The following is a 15,252-nucleotide window of genomic DNA, read 5'->3' on the forward strand; positions in this document are numbered from 1 at the left end:
TTCAGGGTGAAGCGCTGGGTCAAAAAATGCTTGCGCTATGGCGAACGTTTGGTGATGAGAAAGTGGCAGGCCCGATGCCCGTTCCGCTGGCAGAAGGGGCGCTCGGCGGGCAGGCCGGTGGCCTTGGTGATCACCTTGGGCGGCAGGTTGCATACCGGCTCGAAACGTTGTCCGGTTGCGTAGTACAAGCAATTGTAGGCTTTGAGCTCCCACCCCGCCGGGGTTTCCTCCAGGGTGCCCAGCATGTCGCCGTAGTCCATGTGGGTGAGCAGGGCACGGAGCTTGGCCGGGCCCTCGAGGCCCTGAAGCTTGCGCCTTAGCTCTGCCGCCATGCTTTCAGCCACCCCGTCCAACAACCGCTCAATGAGGCCCTCGCGCTCGGCCTCGGCCAGCACGGCGTCCAGAAGCTCGGGGTAGCGTTTGGGGAAGAGGCCCTCCGAAGCCTGGGTCAACCGGTAGACCGTGGCTGGGCGACCCTTGCCTTCGCGGCGCTGTTCTCGCGCCAGCCAGCCGCTTTTTTCCAGGCTGTGCAGTTGGTGCCGAACGGCGGTCTCGCTCAGGCCTAGGTGCGCCATCAGTTCCTTGATGGTGCTGGGGCCGTGCTGTTTGAGGTATTCCATCAGGGGACGGGGGGTTTTCATGCTGACTCCAGGGGGCTTGGTTTATTTTTCACTATTTTCGCTATTGAAATAGCACTAAATGAAGTATACCCTTAAATCAGAGATTCGGTGCGATTTATGAACCCGAACTCACCGACTCAGAGGAGGGGAGTATGAAACCCAACGAAGGTACAACCGACCGGATCATTCGCCTGGTGCTGGCAGCGGTGTTCTTCCTGCTGGCTTTTACGGTGGCCGGTGGGGTGTGGGTCTATGTGGCCGTCGGCCTGGGTGCGATCATGCTGCTGACAGCAGCCATTGGCTTCTGCCCACTGTACGCACTTTTGGGCATCAACACCTGCCCGGTACCCCAGCGCAAAGCCTAGAGCAACGCAAGGGTGGGTCTGCCTTTGTTCACAGTTTTTTTCGCGACACGATGGGTAGAATATAAGTGGAATCGGGTCAATCAAAACCCAGGGGTGCTAGCGCCTGTAAGCGATTGATTGGCCCATTCCCTAACGAGGAGGAAACTATGGTTCCCAATGTGGGTAGCACAGACCGGCTGGTTCGCTACATTCTGGCGGTGGTGTTTTTCCTGATCGCCTTTTTTGGTAGCAGCGGCATCTGGGCCTGGGTGTTTGGTCTTTTGGGGGTGATTATGGCAGTAACCGCCACCCTCAACTTCTGCCCCATCTGGGCGGCGTTCAAAATTAATACTCGAGGTAAAGCGACCTGAGCGCGCTCCTCCCTCGCCCCGGCTTTCAGGCCGGGGTTTTGTTTTGGGTCAGCGCATGGGGCGGAAGGGTGTTGATGGCACCTCGAGCCCCCCACAGCAACCAGAAGGTCAGAGAAAAACAAAGGCCACCAGCAAAAATAGCGTCCCTGGCCCCTGAGCCTGGTATACCGCACCCCCCACCGGCCCGGCAATCAGGTGGGCCAGGCCAAAGGCCAGCCCGTTGCGCAGGCTTTGCAGGGTGCTGACCCGATGGGCTTTGGCACGGGCGTCCACAATCCGTACCGAACCCACGAAAAACAGGCCGAACCCATCCCGACCAGCATCCCACAGGGCAGCATCAGCACCGGGCTGTTGGCCAGGGCCATGCTGACATAGGCTGGTGATCTGGTAACCAGGAACTCGGTGTACACCGCAGTCCCTCTCCATGAGCTGCACATGGCAATTTTGCCCAATTAACCCGCTTCAAAACGCGCCACAAAACAAGTTGCCCGTGCACTGGGCATGCCAAGGTAATGTCAAAAGAAACGCACCTTTGCGGTAAGCTGGGCCTAACCGTTTTTTTGACTGGGCTTGTTCGCTACACTGCCCTGACGGTAGGTTAATACAGTTCGGCAGGAGGTTTGCATGAAGCCATCTTTGCGTCCGGGTGTTTTAGCTATCGTTTTGATTGTGCTGGCGGCCTGTACGCAGGCCCAGCCCACCCAACCCCAGCCCCAACTGACCGCTCAGGCCGTCTCGAATGGCGTGGTGATTAGCCAGGTGTATGGCGGGGGTGGCAACAGCGGGGCCCCTTTCACCCACGACTTTGTCGAGCTGTTCAACCGCGGGAGCACGCCGGTTTCCCTGGATGGCTGGTCTGTCCAGTACGCCAGTGCGACGGGTACCGGCAGCTTTGGCGCCAGCAGCACCCAGCTCACCGAGTTGCCCAGCGTGACGCTGCAACCCGGGCAGTACTACCTTGTGCAGCAGGCAGGGGGTACGGCGGGTGCGGCTCTGCCTGCACCGGACTTAATTGATCCCACGCCCATTGCCATGGCAGCGGCAGCGGGCAAGGTAGCGCTTGTCTCGAGCACCGCCCCCCTGGGTTGTAATGGCGGCTCCACCCCCTGTTCTGCCGCCCAACTGGCCCAAATTGTAGATCTGGTTGGGTATGGCAATGCCAATTTCTTCGAGGGTTCGGCGGTGGCCCCCACCCTCTCCAACACCACCGCTGCGCTGCGCAAGGGCAACGGCTGCACCGAAACCGACCAGAACGCTGCCGACTTTGAAGCAGCCGCGCCCAGCCCGCGCAACACAGCTTCCGCCCGCAATTTTTGCGGGGAGTCGGCCCCCAGCGTGGTGGCCTCGGTTCCGGCCCCAGGCGGTACCATCAACCCCAACGATAACCTGGCCCTCACCTTCAGCGAGCCCGTGAACGTGAGTGGCAACTGGTTTGAAATTGCCTGCTCGGCCAGTGGAACGCGCACGGTGGCCGACGCAGTGGTCTCGGCCAACGCCACCTCCACGCAGTTCGTCATTAACCCCAACGTCGATTTCGCCTCGGGCGAGAGTTGTACCCTCACGGTTTTTGCCGCGCAGGTGTCGGATGTGGATACCCTCGACCCCCCCGACACCATGAGCGCCAACTTTGCCCTTGCCTATAACCCGGTCTCGGTCTGCGACCTGCCCCATACCCCCATCTACCAGATTCAGGGCAGCGGCCTGGCGGCGGCCATTACCGGCAGTGTGGTCACCAAGGGCGTGGTGGTGGGCGACTATGAAGGCCCTACCCCGGCCCTGCGTGGTTTTTATATCCAAGACCCCACCGGCGATGGCGATAACACCACCTCCGACGGCATTTTCGTGTTCAACGCCAACAACGACAACGTTTCGCTGGGCGATGTGGTGCGGGTGACCGGAACGGCGAACGAGTTCCAGGATCAGACCCAGGTGAGTGCGACCTCCATTACCAAGTGCGGCAGCGGAACCGTCACACCTGTAGACGTGACCCTGCCTTTTGCCTCGGCCACCGATGCCGAGCGCTACGAGGGCATGCTGGTGCGCCTACCCCAGACCCTCTACGTGACCGAGCACTTCCAGCTCGGGCGCTTTGGGCAGGTGGTGCTCTCGTCGGGCGGCAGGCTGATGCAGCCCACCCACGTGACCACGCCCGGCGCTGCGGCCAATGCCCTGCAAGCTCAGAACAACCTCAACCGCATCATCCTGGATGACGCCCTGCAAAACCAGAACCCCGACCCCATTTTGTTTGGCCGCAATGGGCAGCCCTTGAGCGCCAGCAACACCCTGCGCGGGGGCGACACCGCCACGGGCATTGTGGGCGTGATGACCTATACCTGGGCTGGTAACGCCGCCAGCGGCAACGCCTACCGGGTGCGGCCTATTGGGGCCTTGAACGGTTACGCGAACTTTGTGGCGGCCAACCCGCGCCCCACCACCTCGCCCGCTGTGGGGGGAACCCTGCGGGTGGTGGGGATGAACCTGCTCAACTTCTTCAATACCTTTGACGGGCTGCCGGACACAGTAGACAACTGTACGAACGGGGTGGGGGGTGCGCCCACCGACTGCCGGGGCGCCGATACCCTGCCCGAGTTCAACCGCCAGTGGCCCAAGACGGTCGCGGCCGTCCTGGCCATGAACCCGGATGTGCTGGGCTTCAACGAGATGGAAAACGACGGCTACGGTCCCGACAGTGCTATTGCCTTCCTGGTGGACAAACTCAACGAAGCCACCGCGCCAGAAACCTTTGCCTTCATCGACGCCGATGCGGCCACCGGCCAGGTGAACGCCCTGGGCAGCGATGCCATCAAGGTGGGCCTGATCTACAAGCCGGCCCGCGTGACCCCGGTGGGCCAGACGGCAGTGCTCAACACCGCAGCCTTCGTGAACGGCGGCGACAGCGCCCCACGCAACCGAGCCTCCTTGGCCCAGGCCTTCCAGCAAAACGACAACGGGGCCATTTTCATCGTGAACGTGAACCACCTCAAAAGCAAGGGCTCGGCCTGCGACCTGCCCGACCAGGGCGACGGGCAGGGCAACTGCAATGCGGTACGCACCAATGCTGCGCACCAGCTTGCGGCCTGGCTGGCCACCCACCCCACCGGCATTGCCGACCCGGACGTGCTCCTGATTGGCGACTACAACGCCTACGCCCAGGAAGACCCCATTACCGCCCTCAAAAATGCGGGCTTTGTGAATCTGCTCGAGACCCGCCTGGGCCCTGGGGCCTACTCGTATGTGTTCGATGGGCAGTGGGGCTACCTCGACCATGCCCTGGCCTCGGCCTCCCTGAATGCGCAGGTTGCTGGGGTGGCCGAGTACCACATCAACGCCGATGAGCCCAGCGTGCTCGACTACAACACCGACTTCAAGACCGTAAACTTGCAAGCGGTGCTCTATGCCCCCGATCAGTTCAGGGTGTCCGACCATGACCCGGTGGTGGTGGGGCTGAACTTGGCTGCTCCGGGGGCCTGGTTCTTTGGCCCCATTGCGCCGTTCCCGGCCTTCAGCAACGTCAACTCGGGCCAGACCATCCCGCTCATCTTCAGCCTGGGCGGCAACAAGGGGCTCGACATCTTTGCGCCAGGGTTCCCCAAGTGGCAGGTGATTCCGTGTGGCTCTACCGCTGCGGTGAACGGCACCCACCCCACCAGCAGCAAAGGGGGCCTCCGCTACAACCCCCTGCAAGATCGCTACACCTACCCCTGGAAAACCGAGAAAGCCTGGGCCGGTAGCTGCCGCCAACTGGTGGTGCGCTACACCAACGGCATTACCTACCGGGCCAACTTCAACTTTGTGAAGTAGCTGCCCATCAAGAGAGCCGAGTGGGGTCAACTGGCCCCACTCGAGTTTTGCGGTAAACCTTATGTCAGATTCGGTTGATTCGTTACCGTACGGTAACGAATCAACCCGACCGAAGTTATCCGCGTAGCGGAGGGCGATACCGCCCCTTGGAAGTTATCCGCGTAGCGGAGGGCGATACCGCCCCTTGGAAGTTATCCGCGTAGCGGAGGGCGTAAGCCCCTTTGGAAGGGAGACGCTTTCTTCGCCGACCGTTCGGGAGGGGTGTGCTCTAGGATTCAAAAAGATAGCCCCTGGGGGTCTTTGGTTTGGATGATTATCTTTTTGAATCCGGTATAATCTGTCCAGGACAAAGCTATCTTGAAGTTGGATGGCTCAAAATATGTGGCGAGCGCTCTAATCCTTTAACTTCTTCGCCGCCTCAATAAGCGCAGGCAATACCTGGTGCACGTCGCCCACAATGCCATAGTCGGCAACCTTGAAGATGGGGGCCTCGGCGTCCTTGTTCACCGCCACGATGTACTTGCTTTTGTTCATGCCAGCCTGGTGCTGTACCGCGCCGCTCACCGCCAGAGCAATGTAGACGTTGGGCTGTACGGTCTTGCCGGTCTGGCCCACCTGCTCGCCGTAGGGCCGCCAGCCCGCATCCACCACCGCGCGGGTCGCGCCCACCGCTGCGCCCAGGGCGTTGGCCAGTTCTTCCACTCCCGCAAAAGCCTCCGGGCTGCCCAGCCCGCGCCCGCCTGTAACCACCACGGTGGCCTCGGTCAGCGAGACCCCTTTCTTCTGCTCGGCTACGCGTTCCAGGATCTCTACCCCAGCGGGAATGCTTACCTCGAGGGCCTCTACTGTACCGCTACCCTGGGGCTCGGCCAGGGGGGTGGTGTTGGGTTTGGCCGTAAAGACCACCGGCAAGGGGGCCTGCTGACGCTCGGTGACGCGGTTCAGAAAGCTGTAGCGGGTGCCGATGATGCTTTGACCGTCGGTGCTGGTTTCCAGGGTGTCTTCCAGCAGCCCGGCCTTCATCCTGTAGGCCAGCCGGGCCGTCCAGGTGCGGCTTTGGCGGCCCCCGGAGGCGATGACCACCTGGGCTGCGCTTTTTTGTACTGCGCTGTAGGCGGCCTGGGCCCACTTTTCAGCGGTGTAGGGCCCTACCTCGGCAGCGTAGACCACCGGCAGGTACTGGGCGGCCTCCTGGGCCACGGATGAAGTGTTTTCGCCAATCACCACGCCTGCAATGGGGCCCAGGCTCGCAAGCTGCCGGGCGCGGCTGATGGCTTCGAGAGCGCCCTTGCGCAGGCGCTGGCCGTCGTGTTCAAGAACTACCAGAATCATGGGGAACCTCCGATTGGCGGACAACCAAGATGCCTTTTGGCCTTTCACCCTGGCTTATCGGCTAAATTGCCTTGGCTTCTTCGTGTAAGAGCCGCACCAGCTCGTGCGCGGCGGCCACGGGGTCTTTGCCGTCCAGCACCTTGTTCAGGCGGGTACGTTCCTGGATGGTCTGCTCCACAATAGCCACCTTGCTGCTGGTACTGACGGGCACCTTTTTGAGCTCTTTGCGCTTGGCCTTCATGATGCCGGGTAGGGTGGGGTAGCGGGGTTCGTTGAGGCCCTGCTGACTGGTGAAGACGGCGGGTAAGGCCACCCGCACCACCTCGGCGCCCTCGTCGAGGTCGTGCTTGGCTTTGGCGTGAGACTCGCCCTCGAGTTCGATCTGGGTGGTCCAGCTCACCACCGGCCAGGAGAGCGCCTCGGCGATGGCCGGCCCCAGGGCCTGAGCGTCCCAATCGGCCTGCTGCCCGCCGGTGAAGACCAACGTGGGGGCTTCGGCCTTTATAACCTCGGCCAGGGCCTCGGCCTGGGTGATGGGGTCGGTGTAGCCCTCGGCGACCAGATGAACGGCCCGGTCAATGCCCATGGCAAGGGCAGTGCGGATGGCCTCCTCGAAGCGCTCTGGGCCCATGGCCACCACCACGCTCTCGCCGCCGTGCTTCTCCTGAAGCCTGATGACTTCCTCCACCGCCCACTCGTCCATCTGGTCGAGGATCATGGTGGCCCCGGAGAGGTCTACCTGGCCCCCCTCGATCTTGAGGCGGGACTCACCGTCGGGTACTTGCCGGATGACTGCTATGAATTTCATCTTATGCCTCCAAAGGTAGTAAAGGGTCTATAGTTTGTGGTCAATGATCTATCGTCAGGGCCCAATTAAAGTTGGTGTCTAGGTTTTTGAGCAGGGCGTTGAGCTTACCATTTAAGGTGCTGGTTTGATTGTAAAGGTGTTGAACTGCGGCCTGTTGCAAAAAGCCGAACTCAGCAGCAAGGTGCAGCGAACAGACCGTATCGAGTAGGGAACCTCGAGCCTGATACAGGAAGCGACAGAAGTCTTTGTCGGTACTGCGCCCTTTTTTCTCAACAATGTTGCGCGCAATCGAATTGGCAGCTCGTCTTAGCTGGCTGGTGAGACCAAATCGTTCCTTTTCAGAGAAGGCTCCACTAAGCTGGTAAACCTGCACCGACAAGGCCACACTCAGATGGTAAACCTCGAGCTGCTCAAATCCAAAAAAACCGCTGCTGCTTAGTGGTCGAGCTTTGCGTTGTTTATTTTCCATAGAAATGTTTTTGGCTATAGACCATCGGCTACAGACTATTGACTCAAAATGTGCCGCGCAATGATGAGCCGCTGGATTTCGTTGGTGCCCTCGTAAATCTGGTTCAGCTTGACATCGCGTAAAAGCTTTTCTACCGGGTACTCGTGCATGTAGCCAAAGCCGCCGTGGATCTGTATGGCCTGGTTGGCCGCCTCGAAGGCCATTTCCGAGGCATAGGCCTTGGCAATGGCAGCGGCGTGGGCCTGGGGCAGCCCCTGGTCGGTCAGCCAGGCCGCGTAGTAGGTGTAGGCACGGGCGGTCTCGAGGCCCATCAACATCTCGGCCAGCTTGAACTGGATGGCCTGGAACTCGGCGATGGGCTTGCCAAAAGCTTCGCGCTCCTTGGCGTACTTGGTGGCCTCTTCCAAAGCCCGCCGGGCCACCCCCACACTGCCCGCCGCCACCGGGATGCGGGTTTTGTCCAGGGTGTGCATGGCGATCTTGAAGCCATCGCCCTCCTGGCCCAGCAGGTTCTCGGCGGGCACCCGGCAGTCTTCAAAGACCAGCTCATAGGTGCCGCTGGCCCGCTGGCCCATCTTGCCGTGCAGTTTGTGGGCGGTAAAGCCGGGGGTGCCTTTCTCCACCACGATGGCAATCACCCCCTTGTGGCGCAGCTCGGGGGCGATGGTGGCAAAAACCACCACCGTTTCGGCCTCGCCGCCGTTGGAAATCCAGGTTTTGCTGCCGGAGAGCACGTAGTGGTCGCCCTCGCGCACGGCCCGGGTGCGTAGAGCGGCGGCATCGGAGCCGTTGCCCGGCTCGGAGAGGGCAAAGGCTGCCAAGGCCGGCTTCCCGGTGAGTTTTTTGAAGAAGCGCTGCTTTTGCTCGTGGGTGCCGGCCAGCAGGATGGGGGTGATGCCCAGGTCGGAGGCCATGGGGATGGTGTAGATGCCCATGCAGCCCCAGGCCAGCTCCTCCCCGATGATGACCTCCTCGAGCATCCCCAGCCCCAGGCCCCCGTATTCCTCGGGGATGATGGCATTCAGCAGGCCCACCTCATGGAGCTTCTCCACCACCCCCCAGGGCACCTCCTCTTTGGCGTCGTACTCGGCGGCGATGGGAGCAATTTGCTCTTTGGCAAAGCGGCGGGCCAGCTTTTGCAGTTCCTTTTGTTCGTCGGTCAGGTTGAAGTCAATCGGCATGGCGGAAGGCGGAAGGCTAAGGGCCCCAGGCCAAAAAGCGACTCGCTTCGGGCTTGCGGCTTTTAGCTTTCGGCGTTGGTTCACCTCCTTACAAAAACTTCTTGTACTTAGTATAACTTTTTCCTACCTGGCTAGTCTATCGTAACACGGGCTTGGTGGAGAAAAAACGTTATGTATGCAGTTCCACAAATTGGCTGGCTCCAGGCCGTAGAATCCGCGCTATGAGCTTGCTCTTTAGCTCCCTGAAGCTGCGTTCGGTTACCCTAAAAAACCGCATCACCATGTCGCCCATGTGCCAGTACTCGGCCCGGGAAGGGCACGTCACCGAGTGGCATCTGCTGCACTACCCCACCCGAGCGGTGGGCGGGGTGGGGCTTGTTATGGTGGAGGCCACGGCGGTGGAGGCCCGGGGGGTGATCAGCCCGGATGACCTGGGCATCTGGTCGGACGCACACGTGCCGGGGCTAAAAAAGCTTACCGGGCGCATCAGGGAGGCGGGAGCGGTACCGGGTATCCAGATTGCCCATGCCGGGCGCAAGGCCGGTACGGCCAGCCCCTGGCAGGGCGGCCAACCCCTGCACCGTTGGACACCGGTAGCCCCCAGCCCCCTGGCCTTCCATGAAGGCTGGCCGGTGCCGCAGGCACTGGACGAAGTGGGCCTGGAGGAGGTACGCCAGGCCTTCCAGCAGGGGGCCCGGCGGGCCCTGGCAGCAGGTTTTGAGGTGCTGGAACTTCACATGGCTCACGGCTATCTGCTGCACTCTTTTCTGTCACCCCTCACCAACCGCCGCAGCGACCGCTACGGGGGCAGCCGCGAAAACCGCTTGCGCTTCCCCCTGGAAGTGGTGCAGACGGTGCGGCAGGCCTGGCCGGAGGAGTTGCCGCTTTTGGTGCGGGTCTCGGCCAGCGACTGGGTAGAGGGGGGCTGGGACATCACCGACACGGTGGCGTTTGCAAAGGAACTGCAAAAACGCGGTGTGGATTTGCTGGACTGTTCTTCGGGAGGGGCCATTCCGGGCGTAAAAATTCCGGTGGGGCCTGGCTACCAGGTGCCCTTTGCGGCCCAGGTTCGGTTGTCCACAGGCTTATCCACAGGCGCGGTGGGCCTCCTGACCGAGCCCTTACAAGCCGAGGCCGTTCTTCAGGCCAACCAGGCCGACCTGATTCTCCTGGGCCGGGCCTTGCTCCGAGAGCCCTACTGGCCCTATCGCGCCGCGCAAGCCCTGGGCGCTAAGGTCTGGCCGGTGCAGTACGAGCGGGCTTTCTGAGCGCGGCCTTCCACGAATACCCCCCACAGCATCCTTTGGATGCTATGGGGTGTGGGGTAATTTACGCTGCACCGCGTGTAGCGCAAATGTCGGGAAACGCGATGAGGGTGTTTGCTGGAACGAACTTGGTAGTCGGTTGCAAAAATGCCAGTGCTCTCTCGCGGGTCGTAGGTCTCGAGTTGCAGGCCAAAGGCCAGCTCGAGCCTGTACTGGATTTATTTCGTACACGAGCTCAAAAACCTCGCAATAACTCCACCACAACAGATTCGTTTTGCTTCCTTGCTTATCGCTATCGGCTATGGACTATAGACCATCGGCGGTAAATTGAGCTATGGAAAACCCATGGAAAGCCTTTGTGCCCCAGGCCCCCACCCGGCAGGGCAAGCCTGAATGGTTTACCGGAACGGTTTATTTGAGCGAGCTGGTGGTCACTCCAGCGCCCATGCACCTGCATGTGTTACGGGTGATGTTTGCGCCAGGGGCTCGCACCGCCTGGCACACCCACCCCAAAGGGCAGGTATTGCACGTCGAGGCCGGAATTGGCTGGTTCCAGCGCTGGGGTGAGCCGGTGCGGGAGATGAAAGCCGGTGACACCATCTACTTTGCCCCGGACGAGAAGCACTGGCACGGGGCCAGCGCGGCCCATGCCATGACCCATCTGGCGATTCAGGCAGCGGTGGATGGGGTTAGCACGGACTGGCTGGAACACGTCTCCGAGGAGCAGTACCGGCTTTGATTATGGCCAGACGTGTCTGGTATCTGGATTGATTCCGACCCCGGCTTCGACGACCAGGAAGGCTCGAGCAAGAGTTCGGCCACTGTTCATAGGGGCACTTTCGTCGGAAAAATATCGCGCGTCCTGCGCAGCGTTGAACTGAGAACTCGCCCCGAGTTCCCGGCATAACGCCGATATAACGCCTGCCCGTATAGGCTGGTTCCGCATGGGCAAGGCCACCGGTAACCCGGCCGAGGCACGCTTGGAGCTTGTGTTACTGGGTGTGCCGGGCCTCTGTCTGGGAGGGCAGCCGATAGCGCTGTCGGTCAGGAAATTCATGGGGGTGATCGCGTATCTAGCCCTCGAGGGGCCGACCTCGCGCGGCAAGCTGGTGAGCTTGTTGTGGAGCGACCTGGACGAGGAGGGAGCGCGCCGCAACCTGCGGCTGGGGCTCCACCGGGTAAAGAGCAAAAACCCCGAACTGGCCAGGTATCTTGAGGCCTCCGGCGAAGTCCTGAGTCTGAGTGGAGCCTGGCAGAGCGACGTGCAGCGCCTTGAGGCAGCCCTCGAGGCCGGGCAACACGAGGCCGCACTCGAGGCCTACCGGGGGCACCTGCTCGAGGGCTTCGAGATCGAGGACGCCGAGGGCTTCCACGACTGGCTGGGGGCCAAGCGCGAGCACCTCAACCGCCAGTGGCAGAAGGCCATGCTCTACCAGGCCGAGGTGCTGGAGACCCGTGGCGAGTGGCGCAAGGCCCTGGACATCCATCTGCGGCTACTGGCCGACGACAACCTGCAAGAGCGCCATCACCGCGAGGTGATGCGGCTCTTTTACCTGCTCGGCGACCGCGAGGCGGCCCTCGAGCAGTTCGAGCAACTGCAAGCCACGCTGCGAAAAGAGTTGGGCGTGGAGCCCCGCTCCGAGACCCTCAGCCTGCTGAGCACCATCCGCCAGGGTGGCAGTGCCGACGCCAAGCGGGCGCTCTTGCTAACCAGCGCCGAGGCCGTGCCTGAGGTGCCCGCCCATCTTTACGGGCGCGAGAGGTTGCTTGACGAGGGTTTGAGAAAACTCGAGCGCAGAGAGCGGGTCTTGCTTCAGGGCTTCGGCGGGATGGGCAAGACCGCGCTGGCGGCGACGCTGGCTCGAGACTTCCTGCGCCAAACCGGAAAGCCCGTCCTGTGGCTGCACGCGGGCACCCAGGGCCCCGAGGCGATCTTCGAGGCCCTGGCCTACCCCTACGACGCCCAGCAGGGCCTGCTCAAGGCCGAGCACAAGGCCAGCTTCGTCCATAGCCTGCTCAAGGAGCAGCAGCCCGGCCTGCTGGTGCTGGACGACGTGTGGAACGGCTATAGCCTGCAAAAGCTGCTCGAGGCCCTGCCCGCCGGGCTGCCCCTGTTGGTCACCGCCCGCGAGCGCTACCCGCAGCTCGCCCGGCTCTACGTAGACCGCCTCGAGCGCCCCGATGCCCTGCACCTCCTCAGCGCCTATGCCGAAGAGATCTGGGCCGACTCGAGCGAACCCGAAGCTTTGTGCGAACTGCTGGGCAACCACCCTTTCGCCCTGCGGCTAGCGGGCCTGGCCCTGCGCCAGAGCGGCGAGGCCCCCAGTGCCCTCAAGGAGCGCATCAAGGACGCCCCCCACGACCTCAAGACCCCCGGCGAGTTCCGGGACGAAGGCCGCGAGAGCGTGGCGGCGCTGCTGGGCTTGAGCCTCGAGGCCCTCTCCGACCCCGAGTACGAGGCCTTCCTGAGCTTCGGGATTCTGCCCACCCCGCGCACCACGGCGGGCTTTCTGGCCCGGTGCATGCGCCGCGAGCCGGAGGCCACCGAGGAAGCCCTCTACGCCCTGAGTCAGCGCGGGCTGGCCGAGCGGGTCAGCCGACCGGGCAGCGACGCTGTGAGCTACCGCCTGCACGACCTGGCCCACAGCTACGCCAAGGCCAACCGACTGCAACGCCCCAGCAGCCTTGCGCGGGCCGCGCTCGAGTACCTCGAGGCCCACAAAACCCACTACGATTTGCTCGAGGCCGACATCTCCAACCTGCTGGCGGCGGCCCAGGCCGCCAAGGGCGAGAGGCTGGTGCGCTACCTGTACCTGCTCACGGTGGACGGGGCGTATTTTACGGCTCGAGGGCACTCAATCCACTCGGTGGAGCTGCTCAGAACAGCCGCAGCTACCGCCGAGACCGTTGCCCCCGAACTCGCCCACCACCTGCTGGGCAAACTAGGCGACTACCACCAGAAGTTCCTGGGCGATCTGGACGGCGCGGCAGACCACTACAGGGGGGCGATGGAGGTGGCTCGGGAGGTCGGCAACACCGCACGGCAGGCGGCTTTCCTGGCCGCCATCGGACAGATCAAAGGCCGTCAGAACAGGCCGGAGGCCGAAGATTATTTCGCTCGAGCCTACGAGATCGCCCGTAGCAGCGGGGATGACCTGACGCTGTGCGCGGTGCTGGAAAAGCACGGCTACGTGGCGGGGATTCGGGGCGATCACCGGAAAGCGAATGCACTGCTAAAAGAGTCATTGGCGGCCCTCGAGCGGCTGGAAAATAGTTCGACCCTGAGCCCGAAAGAAGTTCAACACAGGCGGTTTTTCACCCTCCTCAACCTGGCCGAATCCGAGGACTTGACCGGCGCTTTCGAGGCGGGCCTATCGGCTTGCCAGCAAGCGCTCGAGCTGGCCCAAAGCTGCGCGAACGACCTGTGGGTAGCCTACGCCCATTCGCAAGCCGCAGACATGTACCACCGGGCTGGGCAACGTACTCAGGTTCTCGACCACATGAAGAAAGCACTGGAACTGTTTGAACGCAATCACGCCCAAAACGATGTGGTGCGGATAATGAACTTCCTGGCGAGTGAGGGGTACAGCCTGGAGGCTCGAGAAACGCTCGAGAAACACCGCCTTAACTAGATTGCTCTTAACAGCTTGAACGGGAGGATGCCATGCGGGAACAAGTTCTGAGTCTGGTATTCACGGCCTTACTGGTGGCAGGGTGCGGGCAGGTTAGGCCCTCCGACGCGGCGGACGCGGACGGCAAGGTGCGGGCGCAGGCCATCGTCCTTAGCAACCTGCGTGGACTGACCATGCCCCAGCTCTACGTGCCCGACCCTAACGATCGGGTCAACTGCGCTGTCAACGAGTTCAGTATGCCAGGGCAAGGCTACTGGGTCTCGGACGCGGTAGGCGGCCTGAGCTACGCGCCCGTGACCAGCTCCGTCAGCGCCGGAAAGGTCGGGGCCGGGCTGCAAAGCGGCTTCTTTACCGGGGCCACGCTTAAGCGCAGCATGGTAATTCTGATCGCGGACGACTTCAAAAACGGCGTCTTTAATGTGGGCAACGCGCTGTTCACCCAGACCACCCTCGACCAGCCGACCATCCAGAACCTCCAGCAGACCGGCGCACTCTCGCACGGGGCCTTGGTGGCGCGACATGCCAGGGACGTGCTCCTGGGCACCGGGCGCTACAGCTTTGTCTCCTACAACTCCGGCGAGTGGGTGTACAAAGAGGCCAGCACCAACAGCCGATTCACCGTCAAAGCCATAGACACCGGCCTGAGCAGCAGCGCAGTGATTGCCGACAAGATCAAGACCTACCTCCAGTTCCTGGCCCTCAAAAACCAGACCGCCGTGGTCAACCTGAGCTTCGCCCTCATGCCCTGCGGCGTAAAAAGCGACTTCGAGCAGTGGGACGCGCAGAACTCGGGCGTGCAGACCTTCGAGGGGTACATGCAGGCCCTGGCCACGCTCAACACGGTGGACTACGACGCGCTGGTGGCAGCAATAGTGGAGAGCACCAACCTGCCCAACGACCCCCTGCTGGGTCTCATCAACAACACCGCCTACGGAGCCGCCCGGCACGTCTACGTGGCGGCCTCGGGCAACTTCAGCCTGAAGTATTCGATGTACCCAGCCAACTGGAAGAACGTAGTCAATGTGACCGGCTCGACGGCCTCGAGCGGCCCCGACGGCAGGGTGCGCAACGACAAGTTGTTCAACCAGGGCGAGATCATGCACACGGCGGCCTCGCTGGTGCTCAACCCGCCGCCCTTGCTGCTGAACGGCAAAAAAGTCTACTACCTGGGTACCTCGTTCTCGGCGCCCACGGTGAGCGTGTTCAGCGCTCTGGACTTGGCGGGCTGGCTCAAGTGCGGCGGCGGGACGGGCGTCTCCAAGCTGGCGGTCAACTCGCTAGGATTGGTGGATCGGCACCTCGAGGACTGGGTCGTGAGCGGACAGGTGCAGCAGAAGGGCGCGGTGAGCGAACTCTGCACGGGGCCGTAGACCCCCGACATTGGCGAGTCCTGAGTTGATCTTGTAAATAACGAGCCTTGTATCGTGCC

13 protein-coding genes are annotated in these 15,252 nt (G+C 62.2%); 7 read left to right on the forward strand and 6 right to left on the reverse strand.

Annotated features, from left to right (window positions below; all coding sequences use genetic code 11):
- Positions 1-35: 35 nt before the first annotated feature.
- Positions 36-641: a metalloregulator ArsR/SmtB family transcription factor gene (locus Q0X23_RS06845; RefSeq protein ID WP_297859612.1), complete on the reverse strand. Its 606-nt coding sequence runs from the start codon at positions 639-641 to the stop codon at positions 36-38.
- 131 nt (positions 642-772) lie between these two features.
- Here Q0X23_RS06845 and Q0X23_RS06850 point away from each other — a divergent pair, with 131 nt between their 5' ends.
- Together Q0X23_RS06850 and Q0X23_RS06855 are read left to right on the forward strand one after the other, a co-directional pair.
- Positions 773-985: a DUF2892 domain-containing protein gene (locus Q0X23_RS06850; RefSeq protein ID WP_119339838.1), complete on the forward strand. Its 213-nt coding sequence runs from the start codon at positions 773-775 to the stop codon at positions 983-985.
- Positions 986-1,131: 146 nt separating this feature from the next.
- Positions 1,132-1,335 carry a DUF2892 domain-containing protein gene (locus Q0X23_RS06855; protein WP_119339839.1) on the forward strand — a complete coding sequence of 68 codons (204 nt, stop codon included), beginning with the start codon at positions 1,132-1,134 and terminating at the stop codon, positions 1,333-1,335.
- A gap of 108 nt (positions 1,336-1,443) precedes the next feature.
- On the opposite strand, the gene Q0X23_RS06860 is transcribed toward Q0X23_RS06855, so the two are convergent.
- Positions 1,444-1,770: a hypothetical protein gene (locus Q0X23_RS06860; protein ID WP_297859613.1), complete on the reverse strand. Its 327-nt coding sequence runs from the start codon at positions 1,768-1,770 to the stop codon at positions 1,444-1,446.
- 189 nt (positions 1,771-1,959) lie between these two features.
- On the opposite strand from Q0X23_RS06860, the gene Q0X23_RS06865 reads away from it, so the two are divergent.
- Entirely contained in the window at positions 1,960-5,136 is a 3,177-nt protein-coding gene (locus Q0X23_RS06865; protein WP_297859614.1) for an ExeM/NucH family extracellular endonuclease, read from the forward strand.
- Positions 5,137-5,529: 393 nt separating this feature from the next.
- Here Q0X23_RS06865 and Q0X23_RS06870 read toward each other — a convergent pair whose 3' ends face one another.
- The 4 genes from Q0X23_RS06870 to Q0X23_RS06885 all read right to left on the reverse strand — a co-directional run bounded on the left by Q0X23_RS06870 (position 5,530) and on the right by Q0X23_RS06885 (position 8,926).
- Positions 5,530-6,468: an electron transfer flavoprotein subunit alpha/FixB family protein gene (locus tag Q0X23_RS06870; protein ID WP_297859615.1), complete on the reverse strand. Its 939-nt coding sequence runs from the start codon at positions 6,466-6,468 to the stop codon at positions 5,530-5,532.
- 61 nt (positions 6,469-6,529) lie between these two features.
- On the reverse strand, positions 6,530-7,276 hold the full coding sequence (locus Q0X23_RS06875; protein ID WP_297859616.1) for an electron transfer flavoprotein subunit beta/FixA family protein: 747 nt from the start codon (positions 7,274-7,276) through the stop codon (positions 6,530-6,532).
- A gap of 40 nt (positions 7,277-7,316) precedes the next feature.
- Positions 7,317-7,745 carry a four helix bundle protein gene (locus Q0X23_RS06880; protein WP_297859617.1) on the reverse strand — a complete coding sequence of 143 codons (429 nt, stop codon included), beginning with the start codon at positions 7,743-7,745 and terminating at the stop codon, positions 7,317-7,319.
- Between the two features lie 35 nt (positions 7,746-7,780).
- Positions 7,781-8,926 (reverse strand): acyl-CoA dehydrogenase family protein, encoded by a 1,146-nt coding sequence (locus Q0X23_RS06885; RefSeq protein WP_297859618.1) that lies wholly within the window; start codon positions 8,924-8,926, stop codon positions 7,781-7,783.
- 221 nt (positions 8,927-9,147) lie between these two features.
- On the opposite strand from Q0X23_RS06885, the gene Q0X23_RS06890 reads away from it, so the two are divergent.
- The 4 genes from Q0X23_RS06890 to Q0X23_RS06905 all read left to right on the forward strand — a co-directional run bounded on the left by Q0X23_RS06890 (position 9,148) and on the right by Q0X23_RS06905 (position 15,193).
- Entirely contained in the window at positions 9,148-10,194 is a 1,047-nt protein-coding gene (locus Q0X23_RS06890) for an NADH:flavin oxidoreductase/NADH oxidase (RefSeq protein ID WP_297859619.1), read from the forward strand.
- 331 nt (positions 10,195-10,525) lie between these two features.
- A complete protein-coding gene (locus tag Q0X23_RS06895; RefSeq protein ID WP_297859620.1) occupies positions 10,526-10,930 on the forward strand; it encodes a cupin domain-containing protein in 405 nt (134 codons plus the stop codon).
- A gap of 205 nt (positions 10,931-11,135) precedes the next feature.
- Positions 11,136-13,823 carry a BTAD domain-containing putative transcriptional regulator gene (locus tag Q0X23_RS06900; protein WP_297859621.1) on the forward strand — a complete coding sequence of 896 codons (2,688 nt, stop codon included), beginning with the start codon at positions 11,136-11,138 and terminating at the stop codon, positions 13,821-13,823.
- Between the two features lie 32 nt (positions 13,824-13,855).
- A complete protein-coding gene (locus tag Q0X23_RS06905; RefSeq protein WP_297859622.1) occupies positions 13,856-15,193 on the forward strand; it encodes a hypothetical protein in 1,338 nt (445 codons plus the stop codon).
- The last annotated feature ends 59 nt before the right edge of the window (positions 15,194-15,252 follow it).

The sequence above is a fragment of the Meiothermus sp. genome, from assembly GCF_026004115.1.
Taxonomy (GTDB): Bacteria; Deinococcota; Deinococci; order Deinococcales; family Thermaceae; genus Meiothermus.